This is a genomic window from Amycolatopsis alba DSM 44262 (genome assembly GCF_000384215.1).
Lineage (GTDB): Bacteria > Actinomycetota > Actinomycetes > Mycobacteriales > Pseudonocardiaceae > Amycolatopsis > Amycolatopsis alba.
The window spans coordinates 6969249-6984505 of sequence record NZ_KB913032.1 but is presented as its reverse complement, the minus strand read 5'-3'; the positions used below and the strand labels follow the sequence as shown (position 1 = coordinate 6984505).

The following is a 15257-nucleotide window of genomic DNA, read 5'->3' as shown; positions in this document are numbered from 1 at the left end:
CACCTCACATCGCGAACACGAAGACGGGGGCCGAGGACGATGTCCACGAGGCAAGACGGAGACAGCTGGGACCTGGCGTCCAGCGTCGGTGCGACCGCCACGATGGCGGCGACGGCCAGGGCGATCGCGACTCGTGCGGATCGTTCGCTGATCGACGATCCGTTCGCCGAGCCGCTCGTCCGGGCGGTGGGCGTCGATCTCCTCACCCGGCTCGCGGCAGGTGAAGTCCCGGCAGGCGAGCTGGTCGAGCAGCTGTGGATCGACGTCGCGAAGATCCGCACCAAGTTCTACGACGAGTTCTTCCTCGACGCGACGAACGCGGGAATCGCGCAGGTCATGATCCTGGCGTCGGGCCTGGATTCCAGGGCGTACCGGCTTCCCTGGCCCGCCGGGACCGTGGTCTACGAGCTCGACCAGCCGCAGGTCATCGAGTTCAAGACGCGCACGCTCGCGGAGCTGGGTGCCGAGCCCACAGCCGACCGGAGAGCGGTCGCGGCCGACCTGCGCGACGACTGGCCCGCCGCGCTGTGTTCCGCCGGTTTCGACCCGGCCCGGCCGACGGCGTGGAGCGCCGAAGGGCTGCTGGGCTACCTCCCGCCCGAGGCCCAGGACAGCCTGTTGGACACCATCACCGAACTCAGCGCACCGGGAAGCCGGATGGCCACCGAAAGCAAGCCCAACCCTCGGCCGGGTGAAGAGGACAGTACGAAGGAACGCCTGGACAGCATCTCCGAACGCTGGCGCGAGCACAGCCTCGACACCGACATGACGAGCCTGCGCTACTTCGGCGAACGCAACGAAGCAGCGCCGTATCTGACCGAACTCGGCTGGGCGTTGAACTCGGCCGGCATCCGCGAGCTGTTCGCTGTCAACGGTCTTCCACCCCTGGAGGACGGCGGCATGCGGTTAGGCGACACGCTCTACGTCAGCGGCACTCTCTCTGCTACGCGTCCAGCGTGACATCGGAGATCGGTACCGACTGGCAGGTCAGGCAGTGGTCGTCGGGGAGGCCGTCCGGCGGCGTGACGAGATGGGCGGTGGTCCCGGCGAGCACGGACACCGCACAGCTCTCGCATTGGCCGAGGCGGCACCCGCTGGGCAGGGAAAGCCCGTTCTTCTTCGCGAACTGCAGGAGCGTCCCGTCGGCCTTGTGCCAGGTGCCTTCGCGACCGGAGCGGGCGAACCGCACTATCGCGGTCGCGTCATCGGCGATGGTCACCGGCGCCGGGGCGGCGTGGAACTTCTCCGCGAAGATGTCCGCGCGGGGCACGCGGCGGGCCAGCAGACCGGAGGTCACTTCCTCGATCATGGATCCGGGCCCGCAAAGGTAGAAGCGTGCCCGTCGATCGATGAGGGAACCGTCGACACTGTCAGCCGACACCCGGCCGTGGACGTCGTGAGTATCGCCAGGCACCGGCTGGCTGTAATGGTTGACGACGCGCACCATGCGGAGGCGTTTCGTCAGGGCGTCGATCCGTTCGCGGAAAGCATGGCTCCCGGAGTTTCGGTTTCCGTAGTGGAGGACGATTTCCGGCGCGTTGTCGGGATCGCTCGCGATCGTCTCCAACAGGCTGAGGAACGGCGTGATCCCGATCCCGGCAGCGATCAGCACCAGCGGCTGCCGATGCCGGGGCGGCAGAGCGAACGAGCCGGACGGCGGCGATACCAGTACCCGCGCGCCCGCATGGAAGAGTTCGTGGACGAGCGGCGAGAACTGTCCGTCCGGCAATCGACGGACGGCGACGCTGTAGGCGGTGCGGCCGAGGTCGCGGGCGGCGGCCGTGAGTGAATAGCTGCGCGTCACCAGCGGTTCGTCGGCCGAGGCCAGGGTGATGTGCTGGCCGGGGCGGAAGTCCGGCAACTCGCCATCGTCCGCCGGGCGCAGGTCGAGCGTCAGGATGTCGTCCGTTTCGAGAGCCGCGCTGTCCACGATGAACTCGCGCTCGGCGATCCACGGCGCCTGCCCGACCGGCCGGACGTCGCAGGCTGTCGAGCGGAGCGCGACAGAGCCACTGATCGGATCCCTGATGTCGTCGCCGATCAGCAGGTTGTAGTTCGCCCCGCCGTCGCCGAGCGGGTCCGAACCCGGCAGCGCGAGGTCGGGCGCAGGTTGCCACCAGCCATATTCGGCGACGACGACGTCCGGGTGCAGCGCCGGGTCGACTCGCGCGCGCATCGTGACCGTCGCCGACAGGGTCGTGATTTCGACCCACTGGCCGGTGACGATGCCGCGGTCGTTCGCGAGTTCGGCGCTGAGGTCGACGGTCGGCTCGGGGTACCGGCGCCGCAGCGACGAGATCCCATGATGCTGGCTGTGGCAGAAGTAGCCGTTCTTCGCGCAGGTCAGGACCAAGGGGTACCGCGTGTCCACCTCCGGCGTGCGAGCGACCGGGACCGGCGACTGGCCGTGCTCGGCGAGGCGTTCGGAATACAGCTCGACCCGTCCGGTCTGGGTGGCGAAACCGGCGACATCGCCGTCGAGGTCTTCGGCGTACTTTCGGTATCCGGACCGCAGCGGGACATCGACACCGCCCGGCTCGTCGCGGAGTCGCTCCGCGGTGAGTTCCAGTGGAGCGAGCTGGTGGTCCCAGGCAGTTTCGATCCGTCCGCCGAAGAACTCGTCGGCCATACCGAGGCGGGCAGCGAGGTCGAAGACGAACTCGGTGTCCGAGCGGGACTCGCCGACCGGTTCGATCATGCGCGGCCGGAGCTGGACCCGTTCCTGCGCCGACGACGTGATCTCGAAACCCGCGCGGAAGGCTTCGTGCTCCCAAGGGGTGTTGACGGGCAGCAGAAGGTCGGCGAAACGGGAAGTCGGATTCTCGAAGAGGTCGAGGTGCACGGAGAAGTCCAGGCTTCGCAACGCCTCCGCGGTCCTCTGTGGATCGGGCTGCGACAAGAGAAGGTTGCCGCCGAAGGAAACCAGCGCCCGGACGCGGTACGGATCGCCGGCGATCGCGGCCTGGCAGAAGTCGCGGGCGTTGATCCAGCCCTGCGACGGTGGTCCGACCGGGAAGTTGTTCAGGCCCAGCGCTTTGGCCCGCTGCCGCGGGTCGAGCTGGTCATGCGAAGTGACGGGACTCGTCGGCTGCTTGGGCAACACGACGTTGCCACCAGGAGCGTCGTAACTGCCGGTGAGGGCGTACAGGGTCGCGATCGCCCGCTCGGTCTGTGTCGCGTTCGCGTGCTGCCCGATCCCGGTCCACGCGGCGTAGGAAACACTCTCCGCGTCGAGGAGTTCTTCGACGAACGCAGCGACGGCGGCGGCATCGATCGTCGTGGCGGCGGCAGTGCGGTCGAGCGGCCAGTCGGCGCACGCTTGCGCATACAGCGCGAATGCCGGGACGCACTCGACGATCCCATCTCGCGTCGGTACCCGCCTCGTCCCGTGCAAGGCGTACTGCGCTGCTTTTGAGGAGTCGACAGGTTCGGCCGCGTCCGTCGGCTCGTTCCAAGCGACGAAACCGACGAGACCAGGTTCGAGATCGGCAGCCCGCAGGAACCGGCCGGTGTCCCGGCGTACCAGGAGCGGCCCGTTCGTCCAGCGTCGGACGAACTGTTCGTCGTGCCCTCGCCGGTCCAGGAGCTGATGGGCGACACCGAGGGCGAGGGCGTCGTCCGTGCCGGGCCGGATCCGCAGCCAGAGGTCCGCCTGCAGTGCGCCGGTGGATCGGCGAGGATCGATGACGACGAGCCGCGCCCCGCGTGCTTTGGCCTCGGCCAGCGCGGCGGACTGCGCGAGCCACGACTTCGCCGGATTGTGACCCCACAGGATCGCCAGGTCGGTTCTCGCGTAGTCAGGCACGGGGAGGGCACTGCCGAAGGTGAAGGCGTGGGCGAAGTCCTTGTGCCAGTTGCAGATCTCGGTGCTGTACAGCGTGTTCGGGCTGCCGTACAGCCGGATGAACCGCTCCACCCAGTCGATCGAGTCGGACATCGGCGTCCCGCTCGGCGACGTCACGGAGAACGCGACGGACTCGGCGCCACTCTCGGCCCGGATGGTTCCGAGCCGGTCGGCGATCTCGGCCATCGCCTCGTCCCAGCCGATCTCCGTCCACTGTGGATCGGCGGCGGATTTCGGCGTCGTCCGCCGCAAGGGCCTGGTCAGCCGCTCGGGGGAGTGGACCAGCTCGGGAGCGGCGCGGCCCTTGGGGCACATCGCGGCACCGGTCGGATGGGCTGGATCCGGGCGGACGCCCGTCATCAGCCCGTTCTCGATGGTGTAAATCGCGCCGCATCGTGAGCGGCACAAAGTGCAGTAACCTCGAATGTCGGCCATGGCTTACTTCGCCTGGTCGAGGAAGGTCTGAGCGAGCAGACTGGCGATCGCCCAGTCCTGCATGGCCACCCCGACGCTCTTGAAGACCGTCCGGCCGGCTCGTTCTCCCGTTCCTTCGGCCAGCGCGTCTCCGAGCTCGACGAGGTCGTCCTCGGTGATGGCTCCGGTCTTGAGCGCGTGAATGATCTCCCCGGCCTCTTCGAGAATCGCTTCTCGCTCGTCGATCACGACGGTCGCTTCGGCGAGCAGCTCGTCGGGGAGTTCGCGCATGGTCGGGCGGAAGGCGCCGATGGCGTTGACGTGGGCGTTCGCGGTCAGCGACGTGGGGGAGAACAGCGGAGTGGTCGATGTCGTCGCGCAGCAGACGATGTCCACACCATGGACCGCCTCGTCGGCGTCAGCGACGGCGAGGACGGTGTCGATCCGCAATTCGGCACCGAGAGCCTTGGCGAGCGCGTCCGCACGGTCAAGGCTGTGGTCGACCACCTTCAGCTCGGCGAGCGGCCGAACGGCGTGCACGGCGCGGACCTGGTCGGCGGCCTGCCCGCCGGCACCGATGAGAGTGCAGGTCCTGGCCTCGGCCGGGGCGAGCAGATCGGTCGCGACGCCGACGATCGCGCCGGTCCGGAGACGGGTCACCTCGGCGGCGTCGGCGACGAGATGGCGCCCGTGGCCGAGCTCGCTCCAGACGACGGTTCCGACGATGGCAGGCACGCGGTCGGTGAAGTTGAGGCTCAATGTCTTGATCATCGCCGAGGCGGTCGGGCGGTGGTGCGTCGACATCACGAGGAACGCGCCGTCACGCAGCGCGGTCCGCGTCGGCATTTCGAACTCTCCGCGTCGCAGCGCGAGAAACCCCTCTCGCACCGCGTCGATCGCGGCGGGCATGGAGACGGCGGAACGGATCTCCTCCGGGCCGACGGTGACGACGTCCATGAAGTCCTCCTGATTTCTTGTCAGCACAGTAGGAAACCCGGTACCAGGTCGTCGTCGGGATCGACGACGAACCGGTGGTCGCCGGTGTGGAACGCTCGCCCCGACACGACCGCGATCACCGCGTCATGTCCCTCGACCTCGGTCGTGCTCGCGACACGGGCGCGCCAGGTTGAGCCGACGATCGACGAATGGACGAGGGTGTGATGGGCCGCCAGCCGTCCGGACGCGTGCAAAGCCGCGACGCGGGACGCGGTTCCCGAACCGCAGGGTGATCTGTCCACCTGGCCATCGGCGAAAACGGTCACGTTGCGCTGGTGGAGGTCACCGTTTTCCTCGACGCCGAGTTCGTCGAAGAAGATCACGCCGTAGATCCCGCTGAGTCTCGGATCGTGCGGGTGCTCGGCGTACGCGCCCGCGTCGAGCTGATTCTTGATCCCTCGGCCCAGATCGATCAGTTCGGGGAGCGAGGCCTTGTCGACGGCGAGATCGAAGTCGGCGGCGGACACGTGGGCGTACATCGCCCCGCCGAACGCGATCACGCAGCGGGCCGTGCCGCGCGACGTCTCCACGACGAGGTCGTCATCCAGGAGATAGCTCGCGACGTTGACGAAATCGACCGAGGTGACCTTGGAATCGACCGTGGCGACGCGTGCGGTCACTCTTCCGGAGGGAACATCGATCACCACGTCGGTGACGCCGCTGGGATCGGCGGGCACCAGACCGGTCCGCACCGCCCAGGTGCCGAGACACATCGTGCCGTGCCCGCACGCGGTGGAGAAGCCGTCCTTGTGCCAGAAGAGAACGCCGAAGTGGGCACCAGGGTCGTCCGGCGCCACGAGGAAACCGCCGTACATGCCCGCGTGCCCGCGCGGTTCGGAACAGAGCAGCCGGCGGAGTCCGTCGAGCTCGGGGTCGGCCATGGCCGCGACACGCTTCTCCGCGACCGTCGGGGCGTCCGGTTCCGCCAGTTCGGTGACGATCCTGAACGGTTCGCCGCCGCAGTGGTAGTCCACCGCGAGGTACTCATCGCTCGTCATGCCGACCTCCCGCCGAGTAGTATGTGACATTGTACAGCCGTGGTGGAGGGATTTCGATGACTGAAGACGAGTTCAAAGGACTTCCCAAGGTCAGCGGCCGCCGCAACCTGCGGGACGAGGTCATCGAGACCCTGCGCGGTGCCGTGATCTCAGGCGGGATGCGTCCCGGCGTCGTCTACTCCGCGCCCACGCTGGCGGAGCGGTTCGGCGTGTCCGCGACGCCGGTGCGCGAGGCGATGCTCGATCTGGTCAAGGAAGGTCTGATGGAGACAGTGCGGAACAAGGGCTTCCGCGTCACCGAACCCACCGAGCACGAACTCGACAACTTCACCGAACTGCGCGCCCTGATCGAGGTGCCCACCGTGCGCCGGATCGCCGAGTCCGGTGTCGACGAGGACGCGTTGAGGCGTCTTCGCGAACTCGCGGGTGCCGTGGAGCGGGCGGCTGCCGCGAACGACCTCATCGGGCACGTCACCGTCGACATGGAGTTCCACCTCGCGCTGCTCGGCCTGGCCGGTAACGAGCACCTCGTCGAAGTCGTCAGGTCACTGCGGGCCCGATCGCGGATCTACGGCCTCAAGGTGCTGGCCGATCGCGGGCACCTGATTCCCTCGTCGCGCGAGCATTCCGAACTCGTCGATCTGATCGAAGCCCAGGACGCGGATGGCGTCGAGGATTTGATGCGCCGCCACATCGGACACGTTCGCGGTATTTGGGCCGCCGGGTGACGGTACTGCCTGTTCGATCATGCCCCCTTGGTCGTACAGGCAGGGGTTGATTCGGCCTTTTCGGCCGCGGGTAGTGATCTTGTGAGGACGGACCGGAAGCCCGGCCGCCCCATTCGAAAGAGGGAGATCACTCATGAAAATGCGGAAACTCGCGGCCGCAGCGGCTGTCGGTTTCACCACCGTCGGCGCGTCTCTGCTCATCAGCGGTACGGCGTTCGCCGGACATCTGGAGTACAAAGGGCCATACAGCACGCCTGACGAATGTGTCCACGCCCTGCGTGCGCTGCCGCCGGATCCCACTGTGGACGGTGCCGAGTGCATCCCCATGAACGGCGCGCACTACATCGAAATCTCGCATACGAACTGACTCTGTTCGGGCTTCGTGCGTGGTGGCAAGTCCGTGAAGGCCTCCTTGAGGGACTCTGAGTCCCTCAAGGAGGCCTTCACGGACAGCCCGCCACCTCCATGGGAACCGGCGGCGGAGTGTCGAACGCCTGCGCCCAGACGGCCTCGATCCAGCCGGTGACCACGTCGACGAGGACGTCCGCCGAGACGCCCTGCGGGAGGGACGGCACATCCGGCTCCCAGCCTGTTTCGCCGTGAACGACACCGAAGAGATGACGGTCCGCGTCGATGGGTTTGTTGAGGACGAAGGAATCCGGACCTTCGAACCGGGCCCACACGTCGAAAGTTCCCTCGCCGTCCTGGTCGGGGAACACCTCGATCTGCACGCTTTCGACGCCGTCGCCGATGGCTTTGACGATCGTCCTCAGCCGAGCGATGACGTCCTCGGAATGCGCGTCGAGGACATGGCGAAGTCGGCGGCTGTACTCGTTCTGGTCCACACGGGACAATCTAGCCTGTCACCACCGCGGCTCGCCGGTGCGAACCCGGCTCACTCAGGTGCGGGTGGCGCGGTGTTCGGTGGTGGCGCTGACGGAACCGGCGTCGGTCTGGACGTGGACGAAGCTGTCGCCGTGGGGGTCGAGGTACATGTCGAAATGCAGGGTGCCGCCGATGGTGAAGGTCCCGGAGCAGTCCGACGCGACGGTGTAGATGCCGGTGAAGGCGTTGTGGGAGCTGGGGGTGTCGTTGAAGTTCGTGCTGGAAATCCCTCGGAGGTTGCCGGCGCCGTCGAACTGCTCGGAACCGGCGAAGGCGAGCGGGACCGTCCCGGTGCCGCTGACCGACCAGCCGTCACCCGCGAACAGATAGGTGCCTTTGAGAGTGGACAGGCCGCAGGGTGGCGCGGCCGCCGTGCTCGCGCCGGCGGAACTGACGAGGATGCCCGTGGTTCCCGCCAGGACAGCGGCGGCCAGGATCATGGAACGACGTGTGAAACGGATACGATTCGACATGAACTCTCCCCAATTCACCGAGAACCTTTGTGGATGATTTTTCGGTCCTGAGTGTCGGCCGATGCTATTGATGGTTCTCGTCGAGAGTCGTCGTGTGCAGAGTCCAAAGTCTTCTGAATCGACAATTCGTTTACAAGGGTTTCAAATGGTGGATATGTTCGATAATTTCCGTGATCGGAGATGACTTCGACGTGTATGCCGAACCTGCCGGATTTATCGTGTGGACGGTGATCTCCGCTGCCGAGTCGACCGTGATCGACGCCCCGACGCGGCGGCGTGCGCCGTGTTCAGGAAGCGGCTCCCCGGTGCCGCCCGTAAGGCTCTGCCCCGACAAGGGTGACTCGGACCGCGCCGCCGCTCGGCACGCGATACTCCCGCCGGTCACCGGGCTTCGCGCCGTGCAGTGCGCGACCGATCGGAGAATCAGGGGAGTAGACCTCCAGATCGCCTTGGCCCGCCTCGTCGCGCGTGCCGAGCAGGAAGGTCTCGGTGTCGCCGTCGTCGTACTCGACGGTGAGCACCATGCCGGGCTCGGCGATCCCGTCGTCCGGGGGATCCTGCCCGACGACGGCTCCGCGCAGCACATCCTCGATCTGCCGAATCCGGGCCTGCCGGTGGGTGTGGAGCGCGATTTCGTCGTCGCCGTCCCGCTCGCCGGCGGTGGAGCGCCGCAACGCGGCGAGCTCCCGCACCAGGCGCGCGTGAGTTTCCGGGGTCAGCCAAGGGCTTGACGAGACGGTTGTCATGGTGATGATCGCCTTTCGATGGGCCGCTGCCGAAAGGCGCCCGCGTCGGTGGCGAATCCGATGGCGGCCTTCAACAGGAGGTCTTTCTCGGTACGCAGCAGGGCGTTCTCGGCGCGAAGCCGGTCCACTTCGGACTGCGTGGTCTCTTCTTCCGGTGGCATCGTCATCCGAATCAGCGGAGGGGATCGAAAGGCCGAAGGGCCTCGGGCTGCTTGCCGGTGGTGATGTGCTCGGCCAGGAGCCGTCCGGTGACCGGTCCGTGGGTCAGTCCCCACATCCCGTGCCCGCCCGCGACGTAGAGACCAGGGGTGCTCGTCGCGCCGATCACGTGCCGCCCGTCGGTGCTGACGGGGCGGGAGCCGACCCATTCGTCGGTGCGCCGGTCCCAGTCCAGGCCGGTGAGGAACGGCCGTGCCGAGCCGATGATCGCGGCGATCCGGGCCGGATCCAGTGGTGCGTCCGGTTTCCGGAACTCCATCGTCCCGGCAACGCGGAGGCCGTCCCGGTACGGCGTGCACGCCACGCGGATGTCCGGCAGGTAAAGCGGTCCTGGCACCGGGAGGTCGGTCGGCACGGTGAAGGAGTAGCCACGTCCGGCGCGGACGGGGACCTTGACGCCCCACCTTCGGCCCAGATCTCCCAGCCAGGCTCCGGTCGCGAGCACGACCGCGTTGGCGTTCACCGTCTGGCCCGTCGTCGAGCGCACGCTCAGCGCGTGGCGGTGCGCGCGCAGGGACGCGACCTCGAACCGGTGACGGATCGTCCCGCCGCGGCTGACCACCGCCCGTGCCAGCGATTCGACGAACCGGCCAGGGTCCACGTAACGCTGCCCGTCGATCCGGACACCGGCGCCCAGCCTCGCCGTCGCCTGAGGGAACCTCTCCGCGAGCTCGGCCGCGGTGAGCCGGGTGTAGGAGATGTCCTGCCCGGTCTCGCCGATGCGCCGCAGTTCCGTGATCAGCCCCGCGGCGTGTCCGGCGGTCTCGAACGCCGCCGTGATCGGCGCTTCGATGGTGGGCGCGTCCACGCCGTTCGCGGTGAGGACGTCGAAGGCTTCGAGGCACTCTTCGTTCAGCGGCGCGTTCGCTTCGACAGCACGAGTCCACGAACGACCGGTGCAGTTCGCGGCGAACCGGGCGAGGAACGACCAGAGCCGCGGGTCGGGGGACGGCGGCACGTGCAGCGGGGCCTGCCGGTCCAGCAGCGTCCGCAGTCCATAGCGCAGGATGCCGGGTTCGTTGAGCGGGATCGCGAGGCCAGGAGAGAGCCAGCCCGCGTTGCCCCACGAGGCGCCCGCCGCGATGCCCTCACGGTCCACCACCGTGACGCCGACCCCGCGTTCCTGCAGGAACCACGCGGTCGACAGGCCGACCACGCCTGCCCCGATCACGATCGCCGAACGCGGGACGCCGTCGATCCGGTCGAGATCGCCCATGAATTCCTCCGCTGAACAAGTGGTGCTGTCGCGGTCAGGATGGCTCGAAATCGGGCGGCGGCGATTGTTCGGATCCGACAATCAGGGCGAGCGGTTTTGGCGGGACCGGTCAAGAGGTGGGATCGGAGACGGCCAGTTCGATGATCATCGCCAGTCGTTTCGCGGGCTGGTCGAGCCGGAGTTCGGTCACGTCGGCCATCTTCTTCAGCCGGTAGCGGATCGTGTTGGGATGCACGCCCAGCTGCTCGGCGGCCTCGGTGAGATCCCCTTGCGCCTCGAGCCACGCGCGCAGCGTCGCGACGTAGCTGGTGGCGTTCGCGCTGTCATGCCGCCGCAATTCGGTGATCGGACCTCGGGCCGGCGCCCGTCCGGACGCCGCGGCTGCTCGAAGCCGCTGCACCAGGATGTCGTCCCAGGCCTCGTCGTAGGCGATCGCGGCCTCCGTGGCAGGCCGCACGTCGTGCAGCGCGAGACATTCGTCGGCCTCCCGCCTGCTGGCAGGCAGCTCCGCAGACACCGCGCCCGACCCGATCCCGGCCAGCATCGTCACCTGACGGGGCAGCGCCTCGCGGATCGAACCGACCCACGCCCTGGCCGCCGCGACATCGTCCCCCGGCAGGACCGTGTAGACGGTGTTGCTGAACAACGTGCTGCGGCCCGGACGTGACCAGCCGAAACCGGTGGTCGCGCGCTCGAACGCGAGCAGGAGCGCGGCATGGCGTTCGTCGCCGATATGGGCCTGCAGCGCGATCACCCGGAACCGGCCGGGAGGCAGGCCGAGCCTGCTGAGCACGGCCGCCGCGTCCGGGGTGCCCTCCAGCAGCCGGATCACCAGATCGGATTCGACCTGCCGTTCCAGATCCGCGCTCGCACGGGAACGCAGCAGATGCAGGCCGACCGTGCGCGAACTGTCCCGCAGCACCGCTCGCCGGACGTCGGTCAGCGGCTGGTCGGACTCGACCCAGATCGAGCCCAGCGCCTCCCGGCCCGCGCGGACCGCGACCACCATGCGCCCGGTCAGCCCGTGTTCGGGATCGGCCTCGACGAACAACGGCTCGTCGGACTCGGCGAGGTGCCCGAACACGCCCCGCCGCTCGAACAGTTCGCGGACCGGCTCCGGAACGCGTCTGCCGAGGATCGTCTCCAGCCGCGCTCGGTCGGCCTGGTGCTGACGGCTGGAGTAGGCCAGGACCCGCGAGAGCCGGTCCTCGATGGTCACCGCGCTGCCGAGCGCGTCCGCCAGACTGTCGGCCAGCGCGAACAGGTCCGTCGGCCCGCGCCCCGACTCGGTCTCGCGGCCTTCCAGGACGAGCCCGTAGACCACTCCGGCGAGCTGGCCCCAGGACACGTCCGGCTCCACCAGCAGCACCGCGACACCGCCGCTCTCCGCACGCTCTGTCGCCTCCCTGTCGAGCGGGGACGATCCGCGGACCAGGACGACCGACGCGTGCGCCGCCGCGGCCAGTTCGACGGCCGTGACGATCGAGTCCGTCCCGACGGCGAGGAAGACGTCCCCGCGCAGGTCGCGTGGATCGGCGGCGTCGTGCATCACCACGTCGCGCAACGCGACCTCACGCGAGACCGGGCAGCAGCACAGCCGTGCCCCGTATCCACCGAGGACGTTCACGAGCCGGTCCAGCGTCACCATGAGCTAGTTCATTCTCCTGTCCGATCGGCAGCCCAGGCGCTGAGGTCGTGGCCGCTTGTTTCCGACCAGCATGCCGCCAACTCGGCGCGCCCCGCGTTCCGGTGGGCGAATCGGTCGAAGAACAGACGCAGACCACGGAGGACGCCTTCACGGCCGATGGTGTTTTCGAGTTGCCTGATCAGTTCGGCGTCGGGGGCGTAGGCGTTGTCCGGTGATTCGGCAGTGGCCCAAGGATCGCTTCCTGCGGCGAGTTCGGGGATCGCCGTCCTGGAAAGGTAAGTCGCGCAGGCTTCGACGAGCCAGGCGTCGTCGCCGCAGTCGACCAGACCGCCGATCCAGGCATGGGCGACTTCGTGGCTGATGACGGTGGCGGCATAGCGAGGGCCACGCGTGGCGACGAAGTCGAACACTTTGTCGTTCACCAGGATCAGGCCGGGGGCGGAGAACGCCAGTGAGGGAAGGTCGCGGACGAAGACGACCTCGCATTTCTCGTACGGGTAAGCCACCTCGAGGTGGTGCTCGTAGAAGGCGATGGACCGGGCCATCAGATCCGCGATGTCCTTTCCTCTGTCCAGACCGGCTGCGCGGTATCTCCGGGCGTACACCGCCAGCGGCACTCCGGACGGGATGGTGGTCCGGCACAGGGACGCCCATGGACCGGCCGCGCCGACGACCAGGTACGGGGCGATCGGTTCTGCGGTGCCGTTGACCAGCCGGGTCCATTCCTGGGGCGCTGTCAGGGTCAGCTTGACCCTGGCACGCAGGCCGGGGTCGTCGAAGCAGCAGAAAACACGGGGAGAGGCGTGGGGGAAGTTCATCCCGTACGTATAGGTCGTCCCGTCGGGATCGGTGCTCCGCCTGAGACCACGGCCTTCCGCCGCGTACGGGAAAAGGGCCTCGGCTTCGAGGACATGGGAAACCGTATCGAGTCCGCTGAGCGTCAGCCTGGCACCGTCCCACACCTCCGCGACAGTGAGTACGTGGCCGTTCAAGACGACCTTTTCCACTGAATGCGCCGAGAGATCCGCGAACGTGGCCTTTTGCTCACAAGCGAACCGGACCACGGTGCGGGACCGGAAGAACTCGGCCACCGGATCGAGTTCCAGTCCGATGTCGTAGGACTCCACGACCAGAACCGAAGCGCGCTCACCCACAGGCATCCCTTTCGTCTCGACTCACAGTCTTGAGGAATCCTTGAGAAGGGGCAGAGAGAAGGCTGAGGTTGCCGCCGCATTCTTGGCTCATCGCACCGCATCGGGCGGCGCCGATACGACAAGGACCTCGATATGGCGAACCACTCGACCTCCACCGGCCGTCGCCGCTCCGCCTGGCGCCCGCTCGCCCTCGCCGCCGTGGTCGGTGGCGTGGCGGTGGCGATGGGCGGGGGGCCACGGTAGAACGCACGTTCGACAGGTGCAACTCCGCGAACCGAGAGCTAAATTTGACGGACGATAGGTGACATGATTACATGGAACATCGCCTTCACGGTGACACTCGACCAGGAGATCTCCGACGACGTCGCCCAGGCAGTGGCGCAGCGAACGGCAAATGACGGTTTCGAACCGATCATGGTCACAGTGCATGGCACGCGCTTGGGGCTCCGTGTCCTCACCGAAGCCTATTTTCCGAATCTCGCGCTTCTACGAAGCCGTATCAGCGGCGCGCTTAGCGAAGTCGGCTTCGCCCCAAGGCAGTGGGAAGCCGTCGAAGCGCTCACAGCAGACGAATCCGAGCGTCGGCTTTCCTCCGTCAGCGCGCCCACGCTCGTGACCGTGGCCGAGTTCGCCGAGTTGTGCGGCGTCGCAGCCCAACGGATCCACGACCTTGAGACCGAGCGAGGGAAAGCCGAGACGGCGGGGCGGAAGCACGACTTCCCCAAGCCGCTCGCGAAGGGTGTGTGGTTGAAACTCGCGGCCGAGCGGTACGCACAGACACGCAAGCGCACCCCCGGCCCGCCCCGGCGCGATCCGAAGTAACCGCCCGGCTGTCGGACAGGAGAACGCCCCGCCTCGAACCGAGTGGCGGGGCGTTCTGCGGGGACTGCTCCGGTGTTTCAGAGGACCACGTCTGAGGCGGTGGAGGTGGGGGTACGCGTCGGTCGCCTCGCGGATTGACGGGCATACTGCTCACGGTGCCCGATCGCGTTCACACTCCGGCGGCGCGCGCCAGCTCGTATACCTCGGCGGCGACGTCCGTCAATTCTTGGCCGTCGCGCATGCCCTTCTGCAGATCGACGAGAATCTCGTCGAAGCCGATTCCGGCGTGCGGAACCAGATCTTCGACAATCTGCTTGGCATTGCCTTGGAAGAGAGCACGATCGCGGCCCTCGTACGGCCGGGAAGTGTATTCGGCGTTCGCGCGCAGCACCGTCTGGATCGGCCTGGTGCGACCGCGTTCGGCCGCCAGTTCCTGGAGCCGGCGCCACTGGGCGGCGGTCCGTTCGGCTCCGACGGCCAGTGGCAGCCAGCCGTCGGCGTGGTCGACGAGCCTTCGCTGCGCTCGTGCGTTGCCTGCGGCGAGCAGGATCGGAAGCGGTCCGGCGGGTTTGGGGCCGACCACGGCCGACGCGATCCGGGTGATCTCGCCGTCGTAGGTCACCGGGTCCGGCCCCCACACCGCCTTGCAGACGTCGATCACCTCGTCCAGCACCTTGCCGCGTTCCTCGAAAGACCGAACGCCCGCGGCCGCGTACTCGGCGAGGGACCACCCCGAGCCAAGGCCGGCGACCACCCGGCCACCGCTCGCCGCGTCCAGCGTGGCAAGCGCCCTGGCGAGCTGGAAGGGCCCGTGCAGTGGCGCCACCAGTACGGACGTGCCCAGCCGGACCCGTTCGGTTGCCGATGCCGCCAGGGACAGCGTGACCAAGGGCTCGGCGACGGAACGGTAGCCGTCGGGCCAGGGCATCCCCGGAATGTCGAACAGGCCTTGGGTCGCGGGCTCGGGAAAGAGGGCCCGTTCATAAGCCCACAGGCTCTGATACCCGATGTGCTCGGCGGCGCGTGCCACTTCGGGCACGTCCTTGCCGATGTCGTACTGATGATTCTGGGGCAGGCCGAGGCCGAGTGCGGTGGTCATGGTTCACGTTCTCCT

General features: G+C 67.8%; 15 protein-coding genes. 4 read left to right on the top strand and 11 right to left on the bottom strand.

What is annotated here, in order from left to right:
- Nucleotides 1-39 precede the first annotated feature (39 nt).
- Nucleotides 40-960 carry an SAM-dependent methyltransferase gene (locus AMYAL_RS0132915; RefSeq protein ID WP_020635549.1) on the top strand — a complete coding sequence of 307 codons (921 nt, stop codon included), beginning with the start codon at nt 40-42 and terminating at the stop codon, nt 958-960.
- Here the strand turns inward: AMYAL_RS0132915 and AMYAL_RS0132910 are convergent.
- Genes AMYAL_RS0132910 through AMYAL_RS0132900 form a run of 3 tightly spaced genes read right to left on the bottom strand, consistent with a single transcriptional unit; the run spans nt 944 to nt 6252 of the window.
- Nucleotides 944-4279, bottom strand: a complete 3336-nt coding sequence (locus AMYAL_RS0132910; protein ID WP_026467643.1) for a molybdopterin-dependent oxidoreductase — start codon at nt 4277-4279, stop codon at nt 944-946. The genes AMYAL_RS0132915 and AMYAL_RS0132910 overlap by 17 nt on opposite strands.
- A 3-nt stretch (nt 4280-4282) precedes the next feature.
- On the bottom strand, nt 4283-5215 hold the full coding sequence (locus AMYAL_RS0132905; protein WP_020635547.1) for an ornithine cyclodeaminase family protein: 933 nt from the start codon (nt 5213-5215) through the stop codon (nt 4283-4285).
- 20 nt (nt 5216-5235) lie between these two features.
- Nucleotides 5236-6252, bottom strand: coding sequence for a proline racemase family protein (locus tag AMYAL_RS0132900; RefSeq protein WP_020635546.1), 1017 nt, complete (start codon nt 6250-6252; stop codon nt 5236-5238).
- Between the two features lie 56 nt (nt 6253-6308).
- Between AMYAL_RS0132900 and AMYAL_RS0132895 the strand changes: the two genes are divergently transcribed.
- Nucleotides 6309-6980, top strand: a complete 672-nt coding sequence (locus AMYAL_RS0132895; protein WP_020635545.1) for a GntR family transcriptional regulator — start codon at nt 6309-6311, stop codon at nt 6978-6980.
- 133 nt (nt 6981-7113) lie between these two features.
- The gene (locus AMYAL_RS0132890; protein WP_020635544.1) at nt 7114-7347 is read left to right on the top strand and encodes a hypothetical protein; all 234 of its coding nucleotides are present in this window, start codon (nt 7114-7116) and stop codon (nt 7345-7347) included.
- Between the two features lie 76 nt (nt 7348-7423).
- Here the strand turns inward: AMYAL_RS0132890 and AMYAL_RS46650 are convergent, their stop codons facing one another.
- From AMYAL_RS46650 to AMYAL_RS0132855, 7 genes are all read right to left on the bottom strand, one after another.
- Nucleotides 7424-7825: a DUF6389 family protein gene (locus AMYAL_RS46650; protein ID WP_020635543.1), complete on the bottom strand. Its 402-nt coding sequence runs from the start codon at nt 7823-7825 to the stop codon at nt 7424-7426.
- A gap of 54 nt (nt 7826-7879) precedes the next feature.
- Nucleotides 7880-8338 carry a hypothetical protein gene (locus AMYAL_RS0132880; RefSeq protein WP_020635542.1) on the bottom strand — a complete coding sequence of 153 codons (459 nt, stop codon included), beginning with the start codon at nt 8336-8338 and terminating at the stop codon, nt 7880-7882.
- A gap of 287 nt (nt 8339-8625) precedes the next feature.
- Nucleotides 8626-9084 carry a GreA/GreB family elongation factor gene (locus AMYAL_RS0132875; protein ID WP_026467642.1) on the bottom strand — a complete coding sequence of 153 codons (459 nt, stop codon included), beginning with the start codon at nt 9082-9084 and terminating at the stop codon, nt 8626-8628.
- Nucleotides 9081-9251 (bottom strand): hypothetical protein, encoded by a 171-nt coding sequence (locus tag AMYAL_RS49975; RefSeq protein WP_020635540.1) that lies wholly within the window; start codon nt 9249-9251, stop codon nt 9081-9083. The genes AMYAL_RS0132875 and AMYAL_RS49975 overlap by 4 nt, the downstream gene beginning before the upstream one ends.
- 5 nt (nt 9252-9256) lie before the next feature.
- The gene (locus tag AMYAL_RS0132865; protein ID WP_020635539.1) at nt 9257-10519 is read right to left on the bottom strand and encodes an NAD(P)/FAD-dependent oxidoreductase; all 1263 of its coding nucleotides are present in this window, start codon (nt 10517-10519) and stop codon (nt 9257-9259) included.
- A 109-nt stretch (nt 10520-10628) separates the two neighbouring features.
- Nucleotides 10629-12167 (bottom strand): PucR family transcriptional regulator, encoded by a 1539-nt coding sequence (locus tag AMYAL_RS0132860; RefSeq protein WP_020635538.1) that lies wholly within the window; start codon nt 12165-12167, stop codon nt 10629-10631.
- A gap of 8 nt (nt 12168-12175) precedes the next feature.
- Nucleotides 12176-13327: a M1 family aminopeptidase gene (locus AMYAL_RS0132855; RefSeq protein ID WP_245193198.1), complete on the bottom strand. Its 1152-nt coding sequence runs from the start codon at nt 13325-13327 to the stop codon at nt 12176-12178.
- Between the two features lie 300 nt (nt 13328-13627).
- Between AMYAL_RS0132855 and AMYAL_RS0132850 the strand changes: the two genes are divergently transcribed.
- Complete coding sequence (locus tag AMYAL_RS0132850) at nt 13628-14143, top strand: hypothetical protein (RefSeq protein ID WP_020635536.1); 516 nt, start codon at nt 13628-13630, stop codon at nt 14141-14143.
- A gap of 169 nt (nt 14144-14312) precedes the next feature.
- On the opposite strand, the gene AMYAL_RS0132845 is transcribed toward AMYAL_RS0132850, so the two are convergent.
- Nucleotides 14313-15242, bottom strand: a complete 930-nt coding sequence (locus AMYAL_RS0132845) for an LLM class F420-dependent oxidoreductase (RefSeq protein ID WP_020635535.1) — start codon at nt 15240-15242, stop codon at nt 14313-14315.
- Nucleotides 15243-15257 lie beyond the last annotated feature (15 nt).